The following is a 20,640-nucleotide window of genomic DNA, read 5'->3' on the forward strand; positions in this document are numbered from 1 at the left end:
AAAGCCTGGGCTTTGTTCTTGGTATCGGGGGCGATCCGTGAAAGAATTTACGCAACGGAAACCTGCATCCGCTGTTCAGCACGAGAGGCAGGCAACAGGAGGTTGCACGATGCGACGCACCAGCAAGACCCTACTAAAGACGCTCCCGGCCCTGCTGGCCGCGGCCCTCTTCACCCTTGAAGGCAGTGGCGCCACGGCGCAGCCCGCGCCCGGCGCGCTGTCATCCGATGGCTGGCAACACAGCGTGACGCCCTTCCTGTTTCTGCCGCTGGCCACCACGGGCACCTCCACCATAGATGGCAACGCCACCGATCTGGATCTCGATCTCGGCGACATCTTCGACCTGCTGCAGGGGGCGGCCTCCATCCGCTACGAGGGCTGGAAAGGGCGCTACGGGATCATCGCGGAAGGCTACTACACCAACCTCGGCCTCGATCAGGCCCTTCCCGGGCCGACGGTCACTCGGGTCGAGGTGGATGCCCGGCAATCCTTCCTGGCGCTGCAGGGGGCCTACCGGGTGAACGCCGGGGTGAACGCCGCCGGGCGGCCCTTTGCCACCGATCTCGCCTTCGGGGTGAAATGGAACCGGCTGAAACAGGAAGTCACCGGCACCGGCGGCGGAGGAGGCACCGCCACGATCGGCGGCACGGAGGATTGGTTCGAGCCGGTCATCACCGCGCGCTACTCGGTGGAAGTGGCCGACGACTGGATCTTCGGCGCGCGGGCCGAACTGAGCGGCTTCGGCGTGAACGGCAACGATCTGGCCTATCTCGCGCTGGTGGGCTTCAGCTGGCAGAAGTGGGAAAACACCGCGCTGCGCTTCGGCTACCAGTTCTACGGCATCGATTTCTCGACCGAGCGCGCCGGCGGCACCTTTGCCTACGACGTGAACCAGCACGGCCCCTACCTCGGCCTGACGTTCAACTTCTGATCGGCGGCCGCGTCAGCGCAGGAAGGCCAGCACCGCCAGCGCGACGACCGCGAGCATCGAAAGGCTCATGGCGATGTTGATCGCCCGGTGGCTGCCGGGCGAGAGGTTCAACGCGTGCAGGCGGATTCCGAGATAGAGCCAGAGGAAATGGATCGGGATCCAGATCGCGTTGAAGATCAGCAGCTTCAGCATGGTCTCGGCGGCGAGGCTTTCGGGCAGGAAGGAAAAGCCCGAGAACAGCGCGGTGTTCACCGCGTAGGCCTTCGGGTTGATGGCCTGAAGGGCGATCCCGTTCCAGATGCCCGGTGCGCTGCGGGCCTCGATGAAGGCGATGCGGGAGCCGGCGGCGGCGATGCGCAGCGCGAGGTAGAGCAGGTAGGCGGTGGAGGCCGCGAAGAGGATATTGCGCACCACCGGCGCCGCCAGCACCACCGCCGCGAGCCCGGAGATCACCGCGAGGGCCACCGCGTTGTTGCCGATCCAGAGCCCGGCGACGTAGCGGCTGCCGGCCCGCGCTCCGAAGGCCGAGCCGACGCCAGCCGTGGACAGCACGCCCGGCCCCGGCGTGATGATCAGGAAGAAGACGGCTGCGGCGAAGGTCAGCATGGCGGGCGGGCCTCGTTGGCTTGGGTCATGCGTGGTGCTCCCGCCACCAGATCACGAGGCCGGCGGCGACGATCACGGCCGCTCCGAGCAGCGTCACCGCGTCCGGCACATCGCCGAACACGAGGAAGCTGCCGGCCGTCATGAACAGGATGAAGGAATACTGGAAGGGCATCAGAACCGAGGCTTCGGCATAGGCATGCGCGCGGCTGAACATCTCGTGCCCGGCCCAGGCGAAGGCGCCGAGCCCCACCAGGAGGCCCCAGTCCCGGAAGGTCGCCGGGCTTTCCCAGCCGGCGAGGGCGAATGGCAGCAGCACGATGCTGCCCAGCACGCTCATGAAGAGCTGCATGGTGAGCGCGGGCACCTGCCCGCTGAGCCGGCGCGTCAGGATCGAGAACAGCGCCAGCGCCAGCGCGTTGTAGACGATCAGCACGGCGGACCAGTGGAACGCCGCGCTCCACGGGCGCACGATGATGAGCACCCCGGCGAACCCAAGAAGGATTGCCCCCCAGCGCCACGGGCCGACCCGCTCGCCGAGCAGCGGGCCGGAGAGCGCGCAGACGAAGATCGGCGCGGAGAACATGATGGCCGAGGTCACCGTGAGCGAAAGATACTGCAGCGCGATGAAGTTGAGCGCCGTGGCCGACACCAGCAGGAAGGCGCGCAGGGACAGCATCGCCACCTGCCGCCCGGTGAGCTTTCGCAGGCCGGAGGCCGGCGCGCGGGCCGCGGCGGCGCCCGGCCGCCGCTTGGCTCGGCGGGCGGCGCCGCGCCCGGCCAGCAGCGTGAGCAGCAGCGCCACGAAGTAGCGCATGAAGGCCAGCTGCATCGCAGGGATGCCCAGCAGCACCAGCCACTTCACCGAGGTATCGACGAAGGAGAACAGGAACCACGCCATGAGCATCATGCCCATGCCGAGATGGGCCTGCGGGTGCCCCGGTCGCGTGGCTTGCGCGGACATCGCCGCGCCTATTTGCCGAAACGGGCGCTGTAGAACTCGACCATCTGCGGCACCAGGTCATCGCCGCGCCCCTCTTCCAGTGCCGCGCCGAGCGCTTCGCGGGCGCAGTTGGACATGATGGATTTCACCCCGAGCGCTTCGGCCATCGTGGCGTAGTAGCCCACGTCCTTGGCGGCATTGCGCACCGAGAAGGCCAGTTTCTCCGGGTTGCCCTCCAGCGCGTAGGCAGCGACGAAATCCATCATGCCCGAATGCACCGGCCCCGCGCTCATCACGTCATAGAGGCTCTGGCGGGGCACGCCGGCCTTGTCGGCCATGGCGAAGGCTTCGCTCATGGCGTTGGCCGTGGTCATGGCGAAGAAGTTGTTGATCAGCTTGATCGTGTGTCCCGCGCCCAGCGGCCCGAGGTGGAAGACGTTCTCGCCCTGCTGTTCCAGCACCGGTTTCACCTTGGCGAAGGCGGCCTCGTCGCCGGCGCACATGATGTTGAGCTGGCCGTCGCGCCCGTGGCTGGGCGTGCGCCCGAGCGGCGCGTCGAGCATGGTGCCCCCGGCGGCGGCGACCTCGGCGCCGAGCGCGATGGTGGAGGAGGGCAGCGAGGTGCCGAAATCGATCACCACGGCGCCGGGGCGCAGCCCGGCAATCACGCCGTCGGGCCCGCGCATCCGCCCTTCGACGTGGTCCGACGTGCCCATGCAGAGCATCACGATGTCGCTGGCGGCGGCCAGTTCGCGCGCCGTGGCCGCCTCGGTTGCACCGCGCGCGAGGGCGGCTTCCACCCCGGTGCGGTCAGTGTTGCCCAGAACGGTGAGGCTGTAGCCGCAATCGAGCAGGCGTTGCACCATGGCCGAGCCCATGAGGCCGAGGCCGATGAATCCGATGGTGGGTTTGGACATGTCTTGCTCCTCAGGAATGCTTGTCGGTTCGGGGCGCGCCGTGGGGGGCGGCGGCCGATGGGTCAGGGGCGGCCGGGGTGGAAATCGGCCGCGAGCGGCCGCAGCACCTCGAGCGCGGCGTCTTCGTCCGGGGTCAGCCCGGAATAGATGGTGAAGGATTCGATGGCCATGTAGCGAAACAGCGCCACGCCGCTCAGGATCGAGAGGTGGCGGCCGGCGGCGTCCTTCAGGAAGGGGGTGTCGGGCGGGGTGTAGACGGCATCGAAGGCCCAGCTCTGGGGGCCGAGCAGGTTGGCGGAGAAGGCCGAGCGCTTGTCCCGGCCCATCCCGAGCGGGGTGGCGTTGACGAGCCCGTCCGCCTCGCGGATCGCATCGGCGGCCCCGGCGAAGGGGATGGCTTTCACGCTGGGGCCGAAGCTTGCGGCGAAGGCCTTGGCGCGTTCGGGCTCGGGATCCCAGACGAGGATCTCCTCGGCACCCAGCGAGACAAGCGCCGCCGCCACGGCGCGCGCCACGCCGCCGGCCCCGGCCATGGCGACCTGCCCCGGTGCGGCGGAGCCGAAAGCGGCGTGCCAGGCGCCGCGAAAGCCCGGCGCATCGGTGTTGTGGGCCAGCCGTTCCGGGCGGAAGGTCACGAGGTTGCTGGCGCCGATCGCGGCCACTTCCTCCGTCACCGCGCTTCCGGCGAGATCCGCCGCCGCGCCCTTGTGCGGGTGGGTGACGGAAACGCCGTCCCAGCCCTCGGCCTGCAGCCTCTCCAGCGTATCGTGCAGGGAGAAACCTGCGTCGCCCGCGGTGTCGATGGGGGTGAAGGACAGATCGAGCGCGTGCAGGTCGCACAGGGCCTGCATGGCCGCGCCGAAACGGGAGTCGCCGATGTGGTCACCGATCAATCCGATACGTAGGGTCTTCATCTTTCTTGCCTTGCTACATCACCGCGCCGATCTGCCACGGCACGAATTCGTAATCGCCCAGCCCCTGCGCCTCGGATTTGCTCTGGGCGCCCGAGGCGACGGAGAGGAACATCTCGTAGATCTCGCGGCCCTTCTCCTCGACGCTCACCCCCTCGCTGAGGATGGAGCCGGCGTTGATGTCCATATCTTCGGACATCCGCTCGAAGAGGGCGGTGTTGGTGGCCACCTTGATCGTGGGCGCGGGCTTGCTGCCGAAGGCCGAGCCGCGACCGGTGGTGAAACAGACGAGGGTGCAGCCGCCGGCGATCTGGCCGGTGACGCTGGCCGGGTCGTAGCCGGGGCTGTCCATGAAGGTGAAGCCCCGGGCCGTCACCGGCTCGGCATAGCGGTAGACGCCGTTCAGCGGGGTGGTCCCGCCCTTGGCGGCGGCGCCGAGGGATTTCTCGAGGATCGTGGTCAGCCCGCCCTTCTTGTTGCCGGGCGAGGGGTTGTTGTCCATGGAGCCGCGGTTGCGGGCGGTGTAATCCTCCCACCAGCGGATCAGGCCGATCAGCCGCTGGCCGGTGGCCTCATCCCTGGCGCGGCGGGTCAGCAGGTGTTCGGCGCCGTAGATCTCGGGGGTTTCGGCGAGCACGCCGGTGCCGCCCTGCGCCGCGAGCAGATCGCAGGCGTATCCGAGCGCCGGGTTCGCGGTGATGCCGGACCAGGCATCCGAGCCGCCGCATTGCAAGGCCACCTTCAGCTCCGACGCCGGGCAGGGCGTGCGCCGGGCAGCGTTGGCCAGAGGCAGCATGGCCTTCACCTTCTCGATGCCCATCTCAACGGTGCGCCGCAGCCCGGCGACGTTCTGGATGTTCATGGTCTGGAACAGTGGCCCCTGCTTCAGGCCGTAGGCCTCCAGCAGCCAGTCGATCTGGTTCATCTCGCACCCCAGCCCCACCATCAGAACGCCCGCGTGGTTGGGGTGGCGCGCGTAGCCCCACATCACCCGCTGCAGTGCCTCGAAGCCCTCGCCGTCGCCGCCCATGCCGCAGCCGGTGCCATGCACGAAGGCGACGACGCCATCGACGTTGGGATAGGCCGCCAGCTCTTCGGGGCCGAAGGCGTCGGCGATGCGGCGGGCGGCGGTGGCCGAGCAGTTCACCGAGGTGACGATGGCGATGTAGTTGCGGGTGCCGACGCTGCCGTTTTCGCGGCGGTAGCCCATGAAGCTGTCCTGCCGCGCCGGCGGTTTCGGCGGGCGCAGATCGGTGCCGAATTCATAGGCCACGTCGGTGTTGCGGAACTCCACGTTGTGGGTGTGCAGGTGGCTGCCGGCGGGGATGTCCTCGGCCGCGTAGCCGATGATCTGGGCATACTTGCGGATCGGCTCGCCCCGGGCGATGGCGCGGGTGGCGATCTTGTGGCCGGCGGGGATCGGTTCGCGGGCGGTGGTGCCAGCCGCAATGGCGCCGGCGGCAATGGCCTCGACGGCTGTCTCGACGTTGTCGGACGGGTCGAGTCTGACGGTTCTGCTCATGCGGGCTCCTCAGGCGCAGGCGGGGCTGTCGGCCTGCCAGCGGTGGATGTCGATATGCGATTCGCCCGCCAGCCGTGCGCGGGCCGCCAGCCACATCTGCTGCCAGTCGCGCCAGTCGCGCAATTCCTTTTCGGGGTGCGCGCGGGAGCGGGCGATGAATTCGGGGAAATGGCTGCGCCCGGTGGGCTGGCCGGTCACGTTGTAGCGCAGATCGAAGCTCCAGCGCAGGCCGTCGCTGCGGTTGGGCAGGGCGGCGTGGGGCACCATCGGATCAAAGAGCACCGCCCCGCCGGCGGGCACCGGCAGCGGTATGGCGTCGGATGTGTCGAGGTGGCCCGGCGCGATGGCCGTCTGCCGCTGCGGGCAGTGGGGCAGCATCGTGGGCGCCTTGAAAGGCTTGGCCTGAAGGCAGCCGTTCTCGACGGTGGCGTCGGTGATGGCGAGCCAGACGGTGATCATCTGCGTGTCGTCGGCCTCTTCATGGGCCACGGCCCGATCCTGGTGCCAGTCGGTGCCACCGACGTGGGCGCGGCGCTCGCCGGGGGCGAGCCGGGCCTCGGGCGGCTTGATGCGCACGTGCTGGATCGGGTTGGAGGTGATTTCGGGGCCGATCAGATCTTCCACCATGTCGAGGATCCGCGGGTGGGTGATCATCTCGAAGACGGCGGGGCCGAAGTGGAAAGGCGTGTCGGCGCGGATGCGCTCGGCAGGCAGGGAGATGTCCAGCGGCTGGAACCAGTCCCGCCCGGTGGCGTGGGCCGCCATCAGCTTTTCTTCGAAGGACAGGGGCTGCCCGGCCTCGGGAAGCCCCCAGCCGGCCAGCAGCCCGTCGAGCCGGGCGGTGTATTCGGCTTCGATCGCGCGCCGCGTCGTCTCCGGCAGGACATCGGGCACAACGAGGATGCCGGTTGCCTGGAATTCGGAGATCTGATCGGGGCTGAGCATGGGCCGGGCTTTCGGGGGCCCCGGGCCCTCGCGGGCCCGGGGGATGTCTACTTCAACAGGATCTCGATGATCGGCGGCCAGATCAGCAGCACCGACAGGGCGAGGATCTGGATGCCGATGAAGGGCAGGAAGCCCTTGAAGATATCGGTCAGCGAGATGTGCGGCGGGGCCACGGACTTCAGGTAGAAGGCCGCGGGGCCGAAGGGCGGCGACAGGAAGCTGACCTGCATGTTCATGCAGAACAGCACGCCGAACCACACCGCCAGATACTTGGGCTGAAGCGTGCCGATCAGGCCGATCTCCTCGATCGGCAGGCGCTGCACGATGGGCAGGAACACCGGAATGATGAGCAGCACGATGCCGACCCAATCCATGAAGGCGCCCATGAAGAGCAGGATCAGCATCATCATCAGCAGGATGCCCATGGTGGGCAGATCCGCCCCGACGATGAAATCGGCCACGTAGGTCGGCCCCCCCGCGATCGTGTAGGCCCCGGCCAGCGCGGCGGCGCCGATGGTGACCCAGATGATCGTGCCGGTGGATTTCAGCGTGCGCATGAGGCTGTCCCAGAGGCCGTCCACGACGACCGGAAGGCGCAGGGTGCACAGCAGCAGAACGGCGATGGTGGCCACGGTCTGCACCTGGCCGAGGCTTTCCCAGCTGGTGAGGAACTGCGGCAGCACGAGGGCGAGCCCGATGTAGAGACCGATCCAGACCGCGTTGCGCCGGAGCACGTCGAGCCATCCGGTGAAGCTCTTCTGGTAGAGCGTCATCAGGATGTAGACCGACAGCGCGCCCATGCCGGCGGCCTCGGTGATGCCGGTGATGCCGCCGTAGATCGAGCCCATCACCACGCCGATCACCACGATCGGGGCCACGAGCCCCTTGCCGATGAGCCAGCCGCGCTGGGTGCGCTCCAGCCCGAAGACGAAGAAGATCAGCGCCAGCGCCGCCGCGACGATGCCCGCGAACCACAGAACGTGATCGGGGCGGCCCCAGAAGATCGTCTCCTGCCCGTCGCCGAGATCGACGTTCTGGCCGGTGATGGTGAAGAAGCCGGCGCGCAGGAAGAGGATGGTGCAGAACCCCGCGGCCAGAACGCAGAGGAACGACAGGAACAGCGCCAGTTTTTCCCGGCCGGCCGGCTGGGCCTCGAACTCCGCCATCTCGGCTTCGAGCGCGGCGCGTTCGCGCGTCTGCTCCGGGCCGAGGGCCGCCAGTTCCGCCGCGATGCGCTCGTTGGGAAGGGGCGCGTGGTCGGGCCGGATCTTGGTGCGGATCACGATGTAGATGATGATGAAGCTTGCGAGCATGAAGCCCGGCACGAAGGCCGCCGTGAACAGCGATTTGATCGAGGTCTCCGTGATGAGGCCGTAGATGATCAGCACGATGGAGGGCGGGATCATGGTGCCCAGCGAGCCCGACGCGCAGATGGTGCCGATGGCGAGGTTCTGGTCGTAGCCCAGCCGCAGCATCTGGGGCAGGGCGATCAGGCCCAGAAGCACGACCTCGCCGCCGATGATGCCCGACATCGCGGCCATGATCACCGCCATGATCGAGGTGACGATGGCGATGCCGCCACGGGTGCGGTTCAGCCAGATCGACAGCGAGTTGTACATGTCCTTGGCGATGCCGGAACGCTCCAGCAGCGCGGCCATGAAGATGAACAACGGGATCGATATGAGCACGTAGTCCGTCAAAAGCCCGTATATCTTCTGGCTCAGGATGTTGAGCGGCCCCGAGCCGGGGCGCCCGGTGAGGATGCCGTCCCCGAAGGAGAGCGGATTGAACAGCAGCGCCGGCTCGAATTTCATGACGAGAACGAGCACCGCGAGGAAGGCCGAGGCCATGCCCAGCGGCATCCCGATGGCGAGCAGCAGGATGAGCCCGAGCATCAGGACGAGAGAGATGGTTCCGATATCCACTTACTTGTGCTCCGATTGATTGCCCTGGATGGCGCCGCGGGTGACGTCCAGTTCGCCGACGCCCTCGTTTCCGACGGCGGCTTTCAGGCGTTCGAGTTCGTCCTGGTCGATGTCGTCGGCGGCGGTGTGCACCACCGGGACGGCGTTCCAGTCGGAAATGAGGTTGATCACGGCCTGGATCGCGACGAGCGCGATGATCACGAGCACCATGATCTTGAGGGTCGCCGGGATCGGCGGGTCGAAGGCGGTGCCGAAGGTTTCCCAGCGCATGAATTTCGCGAAGGCCTCGCCGTAGCCGCCGTAGATCAGAGCCGCGGCGAAGATGACGATCAGCGAGGTGGACACAACGTCGAACACCCGTTGCAGCCAGCGGGGCACGGCATCGTAGAGCAGGAAGATGCGGATGTGGCTGCGCTGCTGCATGGCGTAGAGCCCCGCGAGCAGGAACACGAAGCCCGCGAGCCAGAGCGAAAGCTCGTTTGCCCAGAGCGTCGGCGCTTCGAAGACGTAGCGCAGGATCACCTCGTAGATCATCACCGAGGTCAGCAGCACGATCAGCATCATGGTGATGCGCCCGATGAAGACGGCGACGCGATCGATCGCGCGCCAGGATTCGAATTCCATCGGGGCGCGGCGCACCGTCATCACGCCGCCGATGAAGATCAGCGGCGAAAGCAGCAGGGCGCCATAGTCGATGATGTCGCCGTAGCCGCCGAAAAGGGGCGCAAGGCCCGGCGACACGTCGAGCCGGGCGTAGAGCGCCGCGAGCTGTTGGTTCTCGGGGCCGAAATCGAGGATGAAGGCCGGCGTGTGCCAGACGACCCATCCGAAAACGGTGCAAAAGGCGAGCGGCATGAGCCACTCAATCGGGGTTCCGTGCTTCTGTTCCATGTCCCTGCGGGGGTTTCTGCCTTGGGCCGGCCATCGGGTGACCGTTTGCAAGAGAAAACGGGCGGGCCATTTCGAGGCCCACCCGCCAAAGGCTCGGATTACTTGGACACGAGGCCCAGCTGATCCAGGTAGGCCAGGTGGCTCTCCACGAGCGCCTGGGCTTCAGGCGTGGTGGCGAATTCCGGCCAGGTCGCCTGGGCGGCGTCGCGGAACTTCTGCAGTTCTTCCGGCGACCAAGCGGAAAGCGTCACACCTTCGGCGCGCAGCTTGGCGGCGGCTTCGGCGTTGGCCTTCTCGAAGGTCAGGGCGGTGCGCAGGGCCAGGGCCTCCATCGCGACCTTCATGATCTTCTGGTGGTGGGCCGGCATGGCGTCGAACACGGCCTTGTTGCAGGCGAGGTGGTCGGACGGCATCGAGTGGAAGCCGGGGAAGTTGGCGTATTTCACGATGTCGTAGAGGCCCAGGCCCACGTTGTTGGCGAGGCCGGAGGCGTCCGCACCGTCGATGATGCCGGTTTCAAGCGCGGTGAAGATCTCGGTGAAATCCATCACGATCGGGCTGGCGCCGAGCTTCTCGAAGATCTTGGTTTCCATGCCCGGCGGGGAGCGGAATTTCCAATCCTTGAAGTCTTCCACCTTCTCGATCGGCTTGGAGGAGGCAAAGCTCTCCTGGCCGTAGACCCACCAGCCGATCAGCTCCATGCCATACTTGTTGTAGAGCGGGGCAGCGGCTTCGAGGCCACCGCCGAAATACAGCCACGAAAGCTGCTGGTAGGGCGTTTCATAGCCGCCCATGATGTCGCCCACGAATTGGAACGCGGGGTTCTTGCCGGTCTGGTAGCCACCGCCGGTCATGTCGCAGTCGAGAATGCCCGTGGCCGCGGCGTCGAAGGTCTCCACCGATTTCACCACGGAGGACGAGTAGAACATTTCCACTTCGATCTCGCCGTTGGACATCGTCTGGATGTCGTCGATGTACTGCGCGGCGAGCTTGCCGGAGACGGTCTCCGGGGCGTAGTGCGTCTGGATGCGCAGTTTCGTGGTTTCCGCGCTCAGCGCGGTGCCCGCGATGATGGCCGTCGCACCGGCCAGGGCCGCGGCCAGATTCCTGAGTTTCATGGTATTCCTCCCAATGTTGTCGTTGCGCATCCGAGGCCTTCCTCCCTGGGCGTGCCGGATTGACGCAGGGGGAGCCTAACAACGGCTTCCCGTCAATGCCAACAATAATTTGAAAAAGAAAAAAATTTCGAAATTATCTGGATTTTTGGCATTTCGACGTGGTAGCGATTCCGGTCATAACCAGTTTCCGCGCCGGGGAAGGCGCGGGCAGGCGGGGAGTGCGCCATGGTCAAGGGAGCCGATACGGCGGCGATCTACAGCGATCTGCAGGACAAGCTGATCAACGGCTTCTTCGGGGCGGGCGAGAAGCTCAAGCCGGGCGCATTGCAGGGCACCTACGGCTGTTCCGCCAACACGATCCGCGATGTTCTGCTGCGGCTCTCGGCGGTGGGGCTGGTGAGCTTCGAGCTTCAGAGGGGGTTTCGGACGAAGCCCAGTTCCCAGGCGATCCGGTCTGACGTAACCCGGTTTCGAATCATGCTGGAGCAGGAAGGCGCGGCGCGGTCGATGGTGCATGGCGGGGTGGCCTGGGAGGCGCAGCTGACGGCGGCCCATCACAAGCTCGTGCACATCGAGACGCGGATCGCACGGGAATCCGGTGCGCCGGGGGACGACAAGGCGCTCTGGAGTGCGGCGGAATACGATTTCCACCGGACGCTCATCTCGGCCTGCGATTCGCCGATCCTGCTTGAGAGCTTTGAAAGCATCTACCTGCAGTTCCGGCAGCAGATGTTCGCGCTGGAGCGCGATTTCGGCGGCGATTACTTCCGCGCCATCATCGCCGAGCACCAGGCGATCCTCGACGTCGCGCTGGGCCGTGACGAAACGGCCTGCCGCGCGGCGATCCACGATCATCTCAAGCGCAACCTCTGAGCCTGCTCCGGCGCGAGATCCTCGCGGATGTAGCTTTCGATGATGGCCCGGAAATCGGCGTCCGCCCGGAAGCCGAGCGCCAGCGCACGCTCGGGCGCGAAATTGCGCGGCCAGCCGGCGACGATGCTTTCGATCACCGGGTCGGGCTGCGGCTTGATCAGCGCCACCACGTCGTTTCCGGCCACCGCGCGCAGGGCCTCGATCTGCTCTTCCACGGTGCACGACACGCCGGGCAGGTTGAGCGCGCGGCGCTGGCCCAGCGGCGCGGTGTCCAGCCGGGCGGCATGGCGCAGGAAGCCCACGGCCGATGCCGGCGAGGCGTGCCAGTGGCGCACGTCGGTGCCCACGGGCAGCACCGCCTCCTGCCCGTTGAGCGGTTCGCGGATGATGCCGGAGAAGAAGCCCGAGGCCGCCTTGTTGGGCTTGCCGGGGCGCACGCAGATCGTGGGCAGGCGGATGGCGATCCCGTCGAGGAAGCCCTTGCGCGAGAAATCGGCGAGCATCAGTTCGCAGGCGGCCTTCTGCGCGCCGTAGGAGGTCAGCGGCGCCGGTGGGAAACCGTCGTCGATGACCTCGGGGTAGGGGCCGCCGAAGACGGCGATCGAGGAGGTGAAGACGACGCGCGGGCAGTAGCTGCCGCCTGAGGCGAGATGTTCCTGGCGCACGGCTTCGAGGAAGTGCCAGAAGGCCATGTGGTTGACCGCCCAGCCGAGATCGAAATCGGCCTCTGCCTGCCCTGAGACGATGGCGGCGAAGTGGAAGATCACTGCCGGGCGCTCGGCCAGCGCGGCCCTGAGCGGCGCCGGGTCGGAGACGTCGGCGGTGATCTGGCGCGCCCCTGCCGGGCTGCCCGGCGGAAAGCCGAGATCCATCAGGGTGAGGGCGGATGTGGTGCCCGGCGTGAGCGGCTCGCGGGCGAGCGCATGGGCCAGTTTCTGGCCCACCATGCCGCCGCCGCCGATGATCAGGATGTTCTCGATGGTGCCCATGTCACAGCAGACCGTTGCGTTTCTTGAGTTCGAGGTAGAGCGCGGAGTGATCCATGTCGCCGCCCTCCATCGCGTCGCAGAGGTGGCGGAAACGCTCGTTCACGTCATGGGTGGTGGGCAGGGTCAGGCCCAGCCCCGCAGCCTCGGCCAGCACGTTGTCCAGATCCTTGACCTGGAACTTCGTGAGCCCGCCGGGCACGAAATTGCCCTCCGTCATCCGCTGCCCGTGCTGTTGAAGGATGGTGGAATCGGCAAAGCCGCCCTTCAGCGCGTCGCGCACGGCGGCCGGGTCGGCGCCGCCCCGTTCCAGCAGCAGCATGGCTTCGGCCACCGCCGCGATGGTGATGGCGACGATGGACTGGTTGGCGAGCTTGGACAGCTCCCCGCTGCCCGAAGGGCCCACGTGCACCGGCCGCCCCATGGCTGCAAGCACCGGCTCCGCTTCGGCGAAGACCTCGGCCTCGCCGCCGACCATGATCGCCAGAGTGCCCGCCTCGGCCCCCTTCGTGCCTCCCGATACCGGCGCATCGAGGTGGCGCAGGCCGAGGCTTGCCAGATCCTGCGCCTGGGCGCGGGCCTCGGCCGGCTTCACCGAGGCCATCTCGATCCAAAGCGCACCCGGTTTCAGCCCCGCGCGCAGGGCCGGTTCGGCCTGGACGGCGGCGGTCGTCGGGCCGTCGGCCAGCATCGAGATCACCACGTCCACGCCGGCCACGGCCTCGGCGGCGGTGTCGCAGACCTGCGCGCCGGCGGCGGCCAGCGGCTCGGCCTTGGCGCGCGTGCGGTTCCAGACGCGCAGCGGATAGCCGGCCCGCAGCAGGTTGGCGCTCATCGGTGCGCCCATGAGGCCCGTGCCCAGAAGCGCGATCGTCGGTTTCGTCATGTCCCCTCCCTTGCCTGGGGATGCAGATGCAGCATCCGTTCGGCCCTTGATTTCGGCGAAGCCTAGAGACTAGGGTCGCGCGCGGCCAGACCCATTTTCGCGATGTTTCGCATCGAAGCGGAAAATGCCTGAGCCGAACCGATCATGGCCGGGCTGCCGGGCGAAAGGGAGCGGAAACGAACGTGTTCCCAAGGGCTTGTGCAGTATTTGGTGCTGGTTGTTTCGGTTCGGCGGCACGGTGAAACGGGCCCGGCCCGGTGACATTTCGCAGGCCCCCGCGCGAGTCGGGGCCCGGTTCCAGGAGACGAATGGCGTGAGCAACGAGACGAAGCGCGGGCTGCGCTCGCAGCAATGGTTCAACAACCCCGACAACCAGGAGATGACGGCGCTCTACCTCGAACGCTACCTCAACTACGGGTTGACGCGGGAAGAGCTGCAATCGGGCAAGCCGATCATCGGCATCGCCCAGACGGGCAGCGATCTGAGCCCCTGCAACCGCCACCACATCGAGTTGAGCAAGCGCGTCCGCGACGGCGTGATCGCCGCCGGCGGCACGGTGATCGAGATCCCGGTGCACCCGATCCAGGAAACCGGCAAGCGCCCCACCGCCAGCCTCGACCGCAACCTTGCCTACCTCAGCCTCGTGGAGACGCTCTACGGCTACCCGATCGACGGCGTGGTGCTCAACATCGGCTGCGACAAGACGACCCCGGCGCTGCTGATGGCGGCGGCCACGGTGAACATCCCCGCCATCGCGCTCTCCGTGGGCCCGATGCTGAACGGCTGGTTCAAGGGCGAGCGCGCGGGCTCGGGCACGGTGATCTGGAAGGCGCGCGAGATGCTCGCCACCGGCGAGATCGACGATGAAGGCTTCATGGAGCTTGCGGCCTCCTCCGCGCCGTCCGTGGGCTACTGCAACACCATGGGCACCGCCACCACGATGAACTCGCTGGCCGAGGCGCTGGGGATGCAGCTGCCCGGTTCCGCCGCCATCCCCGCGCCCTACCGGGAGCGCGGCCAGATCAGCTACGAGACCGGCAAGCGCATCGTGGAGATGGTCCGCGAGGATCTGAAGCCCACCGATATCATGACGCGCGAGGCTTTCGAGAACGCCATCGTCATCAACTCCGCCATCGGCGGCTCCACCAACGCGCCGATCCACCTGAACGGCGTGGCGCGCCACCTCGGGGTGGAGCTGACCAACGACGACTGGCAGGCGCTGGGCCACGAGATCCCGCTGCTGGTGAACCTGCAGCCGGCCGGCAAATACCTGGGCGAGGATTTCCACCGCGCCGGCGGCGTGCCGGCCGTGATCGGCGAGCTGATCGCCGCCGGGCTGCTGCCGCACCCCGATGCGATCACCGCCAACGGCAGGACGATGGCCGAGAACTGCGCCGCGCGCCGCACCGAGAACGATGACGTGATCCGTCCGGCGGACGCCCCGCTGATGCCGGCGGCGGGCTTCATCAACCTGTCGGGCAACCTGTTCGATTCCGCGATCATGAAGACTTCGGTCATCAGCGAGGAGTTCCGGCAGCGCTACCTCTCCAACCCGGATAGCCCCAACGCCTGGGAAGGCCGGGCCATCGTCTTCGACGGGCCGGAGGATTTCCATGCGCGGATCGACGACGAAAGCCTCGGCGTGGATGAAAACTGCATCCTGATCATGCGCGGCGCCGGGCCGATCGGCTATCCGGGCGCGGCGGAAGTGGTGAACATGCGCCCGCCGGCCTACCTGCTGAAGAAGGGCATCCACGCGCTGCCCTGCGTGGGTGACGGGCGCCAGTCCGGCACCTCCGGCTCGCCCTCGATCCTCAACGCCTCCCCGGAAGCCGCCGCTGGTGGCGGGCTGGCGCTGGTGCAGACGGGTGACCGCATCCGCATCGATCTCAACACCTGCACCGCCAACATGCTGGTGGACGAGGCCGAACTGGAAGCGCGCCGCGCGAAACTGGGCGAGCGCCCCTTCACGCCGGAGTCGCAGACCCCGTGGCAGGAGATCTTCCGCGAGAGCGTCCGCCCGCTGTCCGAGGGCATGACCCTCGAAGGGGCCGACAAGTACAAGCGGCTCGCGCAGGGTCCGCTCCCGCGCGACAACCACTAGGCAGGCAAGGGAGGCAACATGAAACTGGTGCGGTTTGGCGCGCCGGGGGAGGAGAAGCCCGGCATCGTCGGCCCGGAAGGGGAGATCCGCGATCTCTCCTCCCATGTGCCCGACATCAGCGGCGCGCATCTGGATGCCCGCACGCTGGCGCGCCTGAGGGCGCTCGATCCGGCCGGGCTGCCGCGGGCGCCGGAAGGCGCCCGGCTCGGGCCCTGCGTGGGCAACATCGGCAAGTTCATGTGCATCGGGCTCAATTACTCCGATCACGCGGCCGAAAGCGGCCTGCCGATCCCAGAGCATCCGATCCTGTTCATGAAGGCCAATTCGGCGATCAGCGGCGCAAACGATGACGTCGTTCTGCCGCGCGGCTCCACCCGCAGCGACTGGGAGGTCGAACTGGGGGTGGTGATCGGCAAGGCGGCGAAATACGTGAGCGAGGCCGAGGCGCTCGAACACGTGGCCGGCTACTGCATCTGCAACGATGTTTCGGAGCGCTCCTTCCAGCTCGATCTCACCGGGCAATGGACCAAGGGCAAGAGCTGCGACACCTTCGGCCCCATCGGTCCATGGCTGGTGACGGCGGACGAGATCGCGGACCCGCAGGCGCTGGAAATGGGGCTGGAGCTCAACGGCACGCGGATGCAGCACGGCACCACGGCCACGATGATCTTTTCGGTGGCGCAGATCATCTCGCACCTGAGCCAGCTGTTCACGCTCCACCCCGGAGACGTGATCTCCACCGGCACACCGCCCGGCGTGGGCATGGGCATGAAGCCCGAACCGAGATACCTGAAGGAGGGGGACGTCATGGAAGTCTGGATCGAGGGGCTGGGGCGTCAGCGCCAGGAAGTGCGCGCGGATGTCTGAGAAACCCGTGCTGCTGCAGATCGGCTCGGTCACCGAGCGGATGAGGGCCCGTCTGGAGGCCGAATTCGAAATCCACAAGCTTTTCGAGCAGGAGGACCGGGCGGCCTTTCTCGCGCAGGTCGGCCCGTCCGTCACCGCGATCGTCACCGACGGGCATTGGGGCGTGCCCGAGGATGTGATGGCCGCCTGCCCGGAGCTGAAGGTGGTTTCGAGCTACGGCGTCGGGTATGACGCGATCGACGCCGAAGGCGCGGCGCAACGGGGCATCCTCGTGAGCCACACGCCCGATGTGCTCAACGACGAGGTAGCCGATACGGCGATCCTGCTCTGGCTGGGCGTTTCGCGCCGGGTGGTTCCGGCGGATCGCTGGGCCCGCAGCGGTGATTGGGAGGCCAGGGGCGCCTTTCCGCTGACCCGCTCCGTGCAGGGCCGCACCATGGGCATCCTCGGGCTGGGCCGCATCGGCCAGACCATAGCCGAGCGGGCGCAGGCCTTCGGGGCGAAGATCCTGTATCACAGCCGCGCGCCGAAGCCCGTGGATTTCACCTACTGCGCCGATCTGGTGGAGATGGCGCGCCAGTCCGACGTTCTGGTCTGCATCACGCCGGGCGGCGCGGCCACCAGGCACCTGGTGAACGCGCAGGTGCTGGAGGCGCTGGGGCCCGAGGGCATTCTCGTCAACGTCTCGCGTGGCTCGGTGGTGGACGAGGCCGCGCTCGTGGCCGCGCTGGAAAGCGGCGCGCTGGGCGGGGCGGGGCTCGACGTGTTCGAGGCGGAGCCGAAGATCCCGGATGCGCTGAAGGCGATGGACAACGTGCTGCTCACGCCCCACGTGGGCTCGGCCACGGTGGAAACCCGCCAGGCGATGGGCGATCTGACCTGCGACAACCTCAGCCGCTTCCTGAAGGACGGCACGGTGCTGACGCCGGTGCCGGAGTGCAAGGCACTGAACGGCTGATCCTTCAGAGCGTGGCGCGGAACAGGCCGATGGCGCTCGGTTCAGGCCCGCCGCCAGCTGGGCACGCCCTTGTTCAGGAAGGCCTCGATGCCCTCCCGCGCCTCGGGTGTTTCCCAGGTGTCGGCGAGCCGTGTGATGGTGTCGTCGATCACGGTATCGTCGATGCGGGGGCCGAGCGCGCGCGCCAGTGCCTTGGCGGCGCCCACCGCGCCGGGCGCGACCTCCAGGTAGGGCGCGACCTCGGCTTCGACGCGTGCATCAAGATCCTCGGCCGCCGCATGGCCGGCGATCAGATCCAGCGCCTGCGCTTCCGCCGCGCCGAACAGCCGGGCCGACATGAACACCCTCCGCGCCTTGCCCTCGCCCATGCGCGCGATCACGTAGGGGCCGATGGTCGCGGGGATCAGCCCGAGCCGCGTTTCGGTGAGGCCGAACGTCGTGCCGCTCTCGGCGATCGCCACGTCGCAGACGCTGGCCATGCCCACGCCGCCCCCGAAGACGCCGCCGTGGATCCTGCCGATCAGCGGGCTCGGCATCTCGTTGAGCGCCCTGAGCATCGCCGCCAGCTTGCGCGCCTCGCGCATCCGCGTGGGCCTGTCGGCCCGGATCTGATCCATCATCCAGCCCAGATCGCCCCCCGCGCAGAAGACCTTGCCCGCGCCCGAAAGCACCACCGCGCGGGTGCCCGGCGCCGCGCCGACGGTGCGGGCGAAATCGGTCAGTTCCTCGATCATCTGCGCCGAGAGCGCGTTGCGTGCTTCGGGGCGGTTCAGTTGCAGGGAGACGACGCCGCGGGCGTCGGTGGATACGGAAAGGGTCTGGTAGGCGGTCATGCTCGGGATCTCACGTTCTCAGGCTGCGGGCGAAACGGGTGGCTTCGGCAAGGCGGGCGGCATCGACGCCGGTGTCGAAGCCCCGTTCCGAAAGCAGGCCGAGCACGGCTTCGCTGGCGACGTTGCCGGCGGCGCCGGGCGCGTAGGGGCAGCCGCCGAGCCCGCCGACGGCGGCGTCGAAAGTGCGCAGGCCGGCAGCGAGGCAGACGTCGATGTTGTCGAGTGCGCGGCCGTGGGTGTCGTGGAAATGCCCGGCCAGCTTTTCGGCGGGGATCCGGGCGAGCAGCACGTCGAGCAGCGCGGACACGGTGTCCGGCGTGGCGGCGCCGATGGTGTCGCCGAGGCTTACCTCGTAGCAGCCCATCGCAAGCAGCTTCTCGGCCACGTCCAGCACGGCTTCGGGCGCCACGGCGCCGTCGTAGGGGCAGTGCGTGATGCAGGAGACATAGCCGCGCACGGGGATGCCGTGCGCCAGCGCGGCGATCATCACCGGCTCGAAGCGGGCGAGGCTCTCGGCGACGGAGCAGTTGATGTTCTTCCGGCTGAAGCCTTCGGATGCCGAGGCGAAGACGGCGATTTCGTCGGCCCGGGCGGCGCGTGCGGCCTCGAAGCCCTTGGCGTTGGGCGTCAGCACCGCGTAATCCACCCCCGGCGCGCGGGTGATCCCGGCCATGACCTCCGCCGCATCGGCCATCTGCGGCACCCAGCGCGGCGAGACGAAGCTCGTCACCTCGATCTTGCGCAGGCCGCTGGCCGAGAGCATGTCCACCAGCGCGATCTTGTCGGCGGTGGCGATCTGCGCCTTCTCGTTCTGCAACCCGTCTCGCGGACCGACCTCGAAGATCGTTGCGGTCTCGGCCATCTGTTCCTCCCTCGATGCCGCCATTTCCGGCGCGGCCAGTCCTACACGCTCACCGGTGGGCAGGGAAGAGGGGCCTAAGGGGCATGGGATGTGCCCACCGGTTCACAATGGTGCGCAAATCGGCACCGGAGGTGTTGATTTTGTCGCCGCAACGCGGAAAGATTATGGAAGAGTTTCATGTAAGTGGTTTCAATGGCACAAAATTCAAAGCCGTCCGTTCCTGTTCAGCGCCTTTCCCATCTCGTCTCCTGCCTTGATGACTACACTGGTTCGCCCCGCCCCGCGCAGGCGATTCTCGACGATCTCGGCGTCACGCGGGAGGATCTCCGGGTGCGGGACGGGCAGGTGGACACGCGCCTTGAGGCCCGCTTCTGCCAGGCCGCCTGCGCACTGGAGGGACAGGGCGAATTCGCGGTGCGCGCCGGGCTCGCCTTCGTGAATTCCCACTCGCTGACCACCTACATCGCCAAGTATTCGAAAGACATGCGTGCGGCCATCGACGCGGCCTCGCGCTATCATGTGCTCGTCGATCCCACGACGGTCTACTGGCTTCAGGTCAGCAACAGCGCGGGGCATTTCCAGACCCGCAGCGAAGACGGTGAAATCGCGCGGATGCACCACCACCGGGAGTTCCTCATCTGTGCGGCGCTGGCCACGATGCGCCAGATCACCCAGGTGCCCTTCTTCCCGCTCGAAGTGCGCTTCCGCCACGAGGCCGGCCCCTGCGCGGAAGCGATCCAGCGCAAGATCGGCTGCAACGTGGTGTTCTCCTCTGGCATGGATGAAATCGTGCTCGCGCCCTCCACGCTGGGCCTTGCGATCCCGACCTATGATCCCGCCCTGCGCGATCACCTCACCAACTACGGCAACCTCCTGCTGTCGCGCAACGACAGCGGCACGATGGATCTGCGCGCCCGCATCGAGAAGCTGCTGCTCGACGGGCTGCCGGGCCGCCTTGCCTCGGCCGACGAGGTGGCGGCCAACCTCGGCATGAGCCGGCGCACCTTCGCCCGCCGCCTGAGCGAGAACGGCATCTCCTTCCGCGAGATCGTGGACGGCCTGCGCGAAGACATCGCCCGCAGCTACCTGCGCGACGGTCTGCCGATCTCGGAAGTGGCCTACGTGCTGGATTATTCCGACCAGGCGGCCTTCACCACCGCCTTCAAGCGCTGGACGGGGCTCACCCCCAAGGCCTACGCGCTGCAATCCTCCGCGGCCTGATCGCCTTCCGGCCGGTGGCGGAAAATCGAAAGGTTTTGGCAGGGGTGCGAAAGCCGCCTGCCCGCGAATCCCGTAGACCGCTCCCATCAAGGAGTGGCCACACAACAGGGCAGCCGCAGCCGTCTCCGCCGTGTTTCTGGGGAGAGCCGGCGTCGAGACCTGCGTCCTGCCGAAGAACAACGGTCAGTTGCCTCCTTTTCTGGCGTCTTCGGGCGCCTAGGTCGTGAACTCATAAACGGGATTCCGTTTTTGGCGGTGTGATGATTCACTTTCGGAAACGGAGGTGAGCATGACGGGCAGACACGATGTGAGCGATGCGGAATGGGCGGTGATCTCGCCGCTGT

At 67.5% G+C, this 20,640-nt stretch carries 19 protein-coding genes; 6 read left to right on the forward strand and 13 right to left on the reverse strand.

Translation table 11 applies throughout. From position 1 onward, the window contains the following. Positions 1 to 109: 109 nt before the first annotated feature. The gene (locus PSA7680_RS13985; RefSeq protein ID WP_085869339.1) at positions 110 to 931 is read left to right on the forward strand and encodes a hypothetical protein; all 822 of its coding nucleotides are present in this window, start codon (positions 110 to 112) and stop codon (positions 929 to 931) included. 12 nt (positions 932 to 943) lie between these two features. Here the strand turns inward: PSA7680_RS13985 and PSA7680_RS13990 are convergent, their stop codons facing one another. The 9 genes from PSA7680_RS13990 to PSA7680_RS14030 form a co-directional block, all read right to left on the reverse strand. Then, complete coding sequence (locus PSA7680_RS13990; RefSeq protein ID WP_085869340.1) at positions 944 to 1,537, reverse strand: LysE family translocator; 594 nt, start codon at positions 1,535 to 1,537, stop codon at positions 944 to 946. A 25-nt stretch (positions 1,538 to 1,562) separates the two neighbouring features. After that, positions 1,563 to 2,498, reverse strand: a complete 936-nt coding sequence (locus PSA7680_RS13995; protein WP_085869341.1) for a DMT family transporter — start codon at positions 2,496 to 2,498, stop codon at positions 1,563 to 1,565. 8 nt (positions 2,499 to 2,506) lie between these two features. After that, complete coding sequence (locus PSA7680_RS14000) at positions 2,507 to 3,394, reverse strand: NAD(P)-dependent oxidoreductase (protein WP_085869342.1); 888 nt, start codon at positions 3,392 to 3,394, stop codon at positions 2,507 to 2,509. A gap of 62 nt (positions 3,395 to 3,456) precedes the next feature. Continuing rightward, positions 3,457 to 4,308: a shikimate dehydrogenase family protein gene (locus PSA7680_RS14005; RefSeq protein ID WP_085869343.1), complete on the reverse strand. Its 852-nt coding sequence runs from the start codon at positions 4,306 to 4,308 to the stop codon at positions 3,457 to 3,459. 13 nt (positions 4,309 to 4,321) lie between these two features. Further along, positions 4,322 to 5,827, reverse strand: coding sequence for a UxaA family hydrolase (locus tag PSA7680_RS14010; protein WP_085869344.1), 1,506 nt, complete (start codon positions 5,825 to 5,827; stop codon positions 4,322 to 4,324). A 9-nt stretch (positions 5,828 to 5,836) separates the two neighbouring features. Beyond that, on the reverse strand, positions 5,837 to 6,772 hold the full coding sequence (locus PSA7680_RS14015; RefSeq protein WP_085869345.1) for a phytanoyl-CoA dioxygenase family protein: 936 nt from the start codon (positions 6,770 to 6,772) through the stop codon (positions 5,837 to 5,839). Between the two features lie 47 nt (positions 6,773 to 6,819). After that, complete coding sequence (locus PSA7680_RS14020; protein ID WP_085869346.1) at positions 6,820 to 8,697, reverse strand: TRAP transporter large permease; 1,878 nt, start codon at positions 8,695 to 8,697, stop codon at positions 6,820 to 6,822. Then, positions 8,698 to 9,552 carry a TRAP transporter small permease subunit gene (locus PSA7680_RS14025; protein WP_245824651.1) on the reverse strand — a complete coding sequence of 285 codons (855 nt, stop codon included), beginning with the start codon at positions 9,550 to 9,552 and terminating at the stop codon, positions 8,698 to 8,700. It abuts the gene before it with no gap. 134 nt (positions 9,553 to 9,686) lie between these two features. Next, complete coding sequence (locus PSA7680_RS14030; RefSeq protein ID WP_085869358.1) at positions 9,687 to 10,706, reverse strand: TRAP transporter substrate-binding protein; 1,020 nt, start codon at positions 10,704 to 10,706, stop codon at positions 9,687 to 9,689. A gap of 225 nt (positions 10,707 to 10,931) precedes the next feature. On the opposite strand from PSA7680_RS14030, the gene PSA7680_RS14035 reads away from it, so the two are divergent. Continuing rightward, a complete protein-coding gene (locus tag PSA7680_RS14035) occupies positions 10,932 to 11,579 on the forward strand; it encodes a GntR family transcriptional regulator (RefSeq protein ID WP_085869348.1) in 648 nt (215 codons plus the stop codon). On the opposite strand, the gene denD is transcribed toward PSA7680_RS14035, so the two are convergent. Beyond that, entirely contained in the window at positions 11,558 to 12,568 is a 1,011-nt protein-coding gene (gene denD / locus PSA7680_RS14040) for a D-erythronate dehydrogenase (protein ID WP_085869349.1), read from the reverse strand. The genes PSA7680_RS14035 and denD overlap by 22 nt on opposite strands. Position 12,569: 1 nt before the next feature. After that, positions 12,570 to 13,451, reverse strand: a complete 882-nt coding sequence (locus PSA7680_RS14045) for an NAD(P)-dependent oxidoreductase (protein ID WP_085869350.1) — start codon at positions 13,449 to 13,451, stop codon at positions 12,570 to 12,572. Positions 13,452 to 13,764: 313 nt separating this feature from the next. Between PSA7680_RS14045 and PSA7680_RS14050 the strand changes: the two genes are divergently transcribed. From PSA7680_RS14050 to PSA7680_RS14060, 3 genes are read left to right on the forward strand one after another with little or no spacing between them, the layout of a single operon-like run. Beyond that, complete coding sequence (locus PSA7680_RS14050) at positions 13,765 to 15,555, forward strand: IlvD/Edd family dehydratase (protein ID WP_085869351.1); 1,791 nt, start codon at positions 13,765 to 13,767, stop codon at positions 15,553 to 15,555. An 18-nt stretch (positions 15,556 to 15,573) separates the two neighbouring features. After that, the gene (locus PSA7680_RS14055) at positions 15,574 to 16,422 is read left to right on the forward strand and encodes a fumarylacetoacetate hydrolase family protein (RefSeq protein ID WP_085869352.1); all 849 of its coding nucleotides are present in this window, start codon (positions 15,574 to 15,576) and stop codon (positions 16,420 to 16,422) included. Beyond that, positions 16,415 to 17,380, forward strand: a complete 966-nt coding sequence (locus PSA7680_RS14060; protein ID WP_085869353.1) for a 2-hydroxyacid dehydrogenase — start codon at positions 16,415 to 16,417, stop codon at positions 17,378 to 17,380. Before PSA7680_RS14055 ends, PSA7680_RS14060 begins: the two co-directional genes overlap by 8 nt. Before the next feature lie 41 nt (positions 17,381 to 17,421). Here PSA7680_RS14060 and PSA7680_RS14065 read toward each other — a convergent pair whose 3' ends face one another. Beyond that, a complete protein-coding gene (locus tag PSA7680_RS14065; RefSeq protein WP_085869354.1) occupies positions 17,422 to 18,213 on the reverse strand; it encodes a crotonase/enoyl-CoA hydratase family protein in 792 nt (263 codons plus the stop codon). Between the two features lie 10 nt (positions 18,214 to 18,223). Continuing rightward, positions 18,224 to 19,075: a hydroxymethylglutaryl-CoA lyase gene (locus PSA7680_RS14070; RefSeq protein ID WP_085869355.1), complete on the reverse strand. Its 852-nt coding sequence runs from the start codon at positions 19,073 to 19,075 to the stop codon at positions 18,224 to 18,226. A gap of 192 nt (positions 19,076 to 19,267) precedes the next feature. Here PSA7680_RS14070 and PSA7680_RS14075 point away from each other — a divergent pair, with 192 nt between their 5' ends. Beyond that, positions 19,268 to 20,296 carry a helix-turn-helix domain-containing protein gene (locus PSA7680_RS14075; RefSeq protein WP_085869356.1) on the forward strand — a complete coding sequence of 343 codons (1,029 nt, stop codon included), beginning with the start codon at positions 19,268 to 19,270 and terminating at the stop codon, positions 20,294 to 20,296. The last annotated feature ends 344 nt before the right edge of the window (positions 20,297 to 20,640 follow it).

The sequence above is a fragment of the Pseudoruegeria aquimaris genome (genome assembly GCF_900172235.1).
Lineage (GTDB): Bacteria > Pseudomonadota > Alphaproteobacteria > Rhodobacterales > Rhodobacteraceae > Pseudoruegeria > Pseudoruegeria aquimaris.

What these genes read in the sequence shown, in the direction of transcription:
- PSA7680_RS14005 (WP_085869343.1), bottom strand. Translation starts at nt 4,308, where the DNA reads ATGAAGACCCTACGTATCGGATTGATCGGTGACCACATCGGCGACTCC.
- PSA7680_RS14015 (WP_085869345.1), bottom strand. Translation starts at nt 6,772, where the DNA reads ATGCTCAGCCCCGATCAGATCTCCGAATTCCAGGCAACCGGCATCCTC.
- PSA7680_RS13990 (WP_085869340.1), bottom strand. Translation starts at nt 1,537, where the DNA reads ATGCTGACCTTCGCCGCAGCCGTCTTCTTCCTGATCATCACGCCGGGG.
- PSA7680_RS14075 (WP_085869356.1), top strand. Translation starts at nt 19,268, where the DNA reads ATGGCACAAAATTCAAAGCCGTCCGTTCCTGTTCAGCGCCTTTCCCAT.
- PSA7680_RS14060 (WP_085869353.1), top strand. Translation starts at nt 16,415, where the DNA reads ATGTCTGAGAAACCCGTGCTGCTGCAGATCGGCTCGGTCACCGAGCGG.
- PSA7680_RS14055 (WP_085869352.1), top strand. Translation starts at nt 15,574, where the DNA reads ATGAAACTGGTGCGGTTTGGCGCGCCGGGGGAGGAGAAGCCCGGCATC.
- PSA7680_RS14035 (WP_085869348.1), top strand. Translation starts at nt 10,932, where the DNA reads ATGGTCAAGGGAGCCGATACGGCGGCGATCTACAGCGATCTGCAGGAC.
- PSA7680_RS14045 (WP_085869350.1), bottom strand. Translation starts at nt 13,451, where the DNA reads ATGACGAAACCGACGATCGCGCTTCTGGGCACGGGCCTCATGGGCGCA.
- PSA7680_RS14070 (WP_085869355.1), bottom strand. Translation starts at nt 19,075, where the DNA reads ATGGCCGAGACCGCAACGATCTTCGAGGTCGGTCCGCGAGACGGGTTG.
- PSA7680_RS14065 (WP_085869354.1), bottom strand. Translation starts at nt 18,213, where the DNA reads ATGACCGCCTACCAGACCCTTTCCGTATCCACCGACGCCCGCGGCGTC.
- PSA7680_RS13995 (WP_085869341.1), bottom strand. Translation starts at nt 2,498, where the DNA reads ATGTCCGCGCAAGCCACGCGACCGGGGCACCCGCAGGCCCATCTCGGC.
- PSA7680_RS14010 (WP_085869344.1), bottom strand. Translation starts at nt 5,827, where the DNA reads ATGAGCAGAACCGTCAGACTCGACCCGTCCGACAACGTCGAGACAGCC.
- PSA7680_RS14025 (WP_245824651.1), bottom strand. Translation starts at nt 9,552, where the DNA reads ATGCCGCTCGCCTTTTGCACCGTTTTCGGATGGGTCGTCTGGCACACG.
- denD (WP_085869349.1), bottom strand. Translation starts at nt 12,568, where the DNA reads ATGGGCACCATCGAGAACATCCTGATCATCGGCGGCGGCGGCATGGTG.
- PSA7680_RS13985 (WP_085869339.1), top strand. Translation starts at nt 110, where the DNA reads ATGCGACGCACCAGCAAGACCCTACTAAAGACGCTCCCGGCCCTGCTG.
- PSA7680_RS14000 (WP_085869342.1), bottom strand. Translation starts at nt 3,394, where the DNA reads ATGTCCAAACCCACCATCGGATTCATCGGCCTCGGCCTCATGGGCTCG.
- PSA7680_RS14030 (WP_085869358.1), bottom strand. Translation starts at nt 10,706, where the DNA reads ATGAAACTCAGGAATCTGGCCGCGGCCCTGGCCGGTGCGACGGCCATC.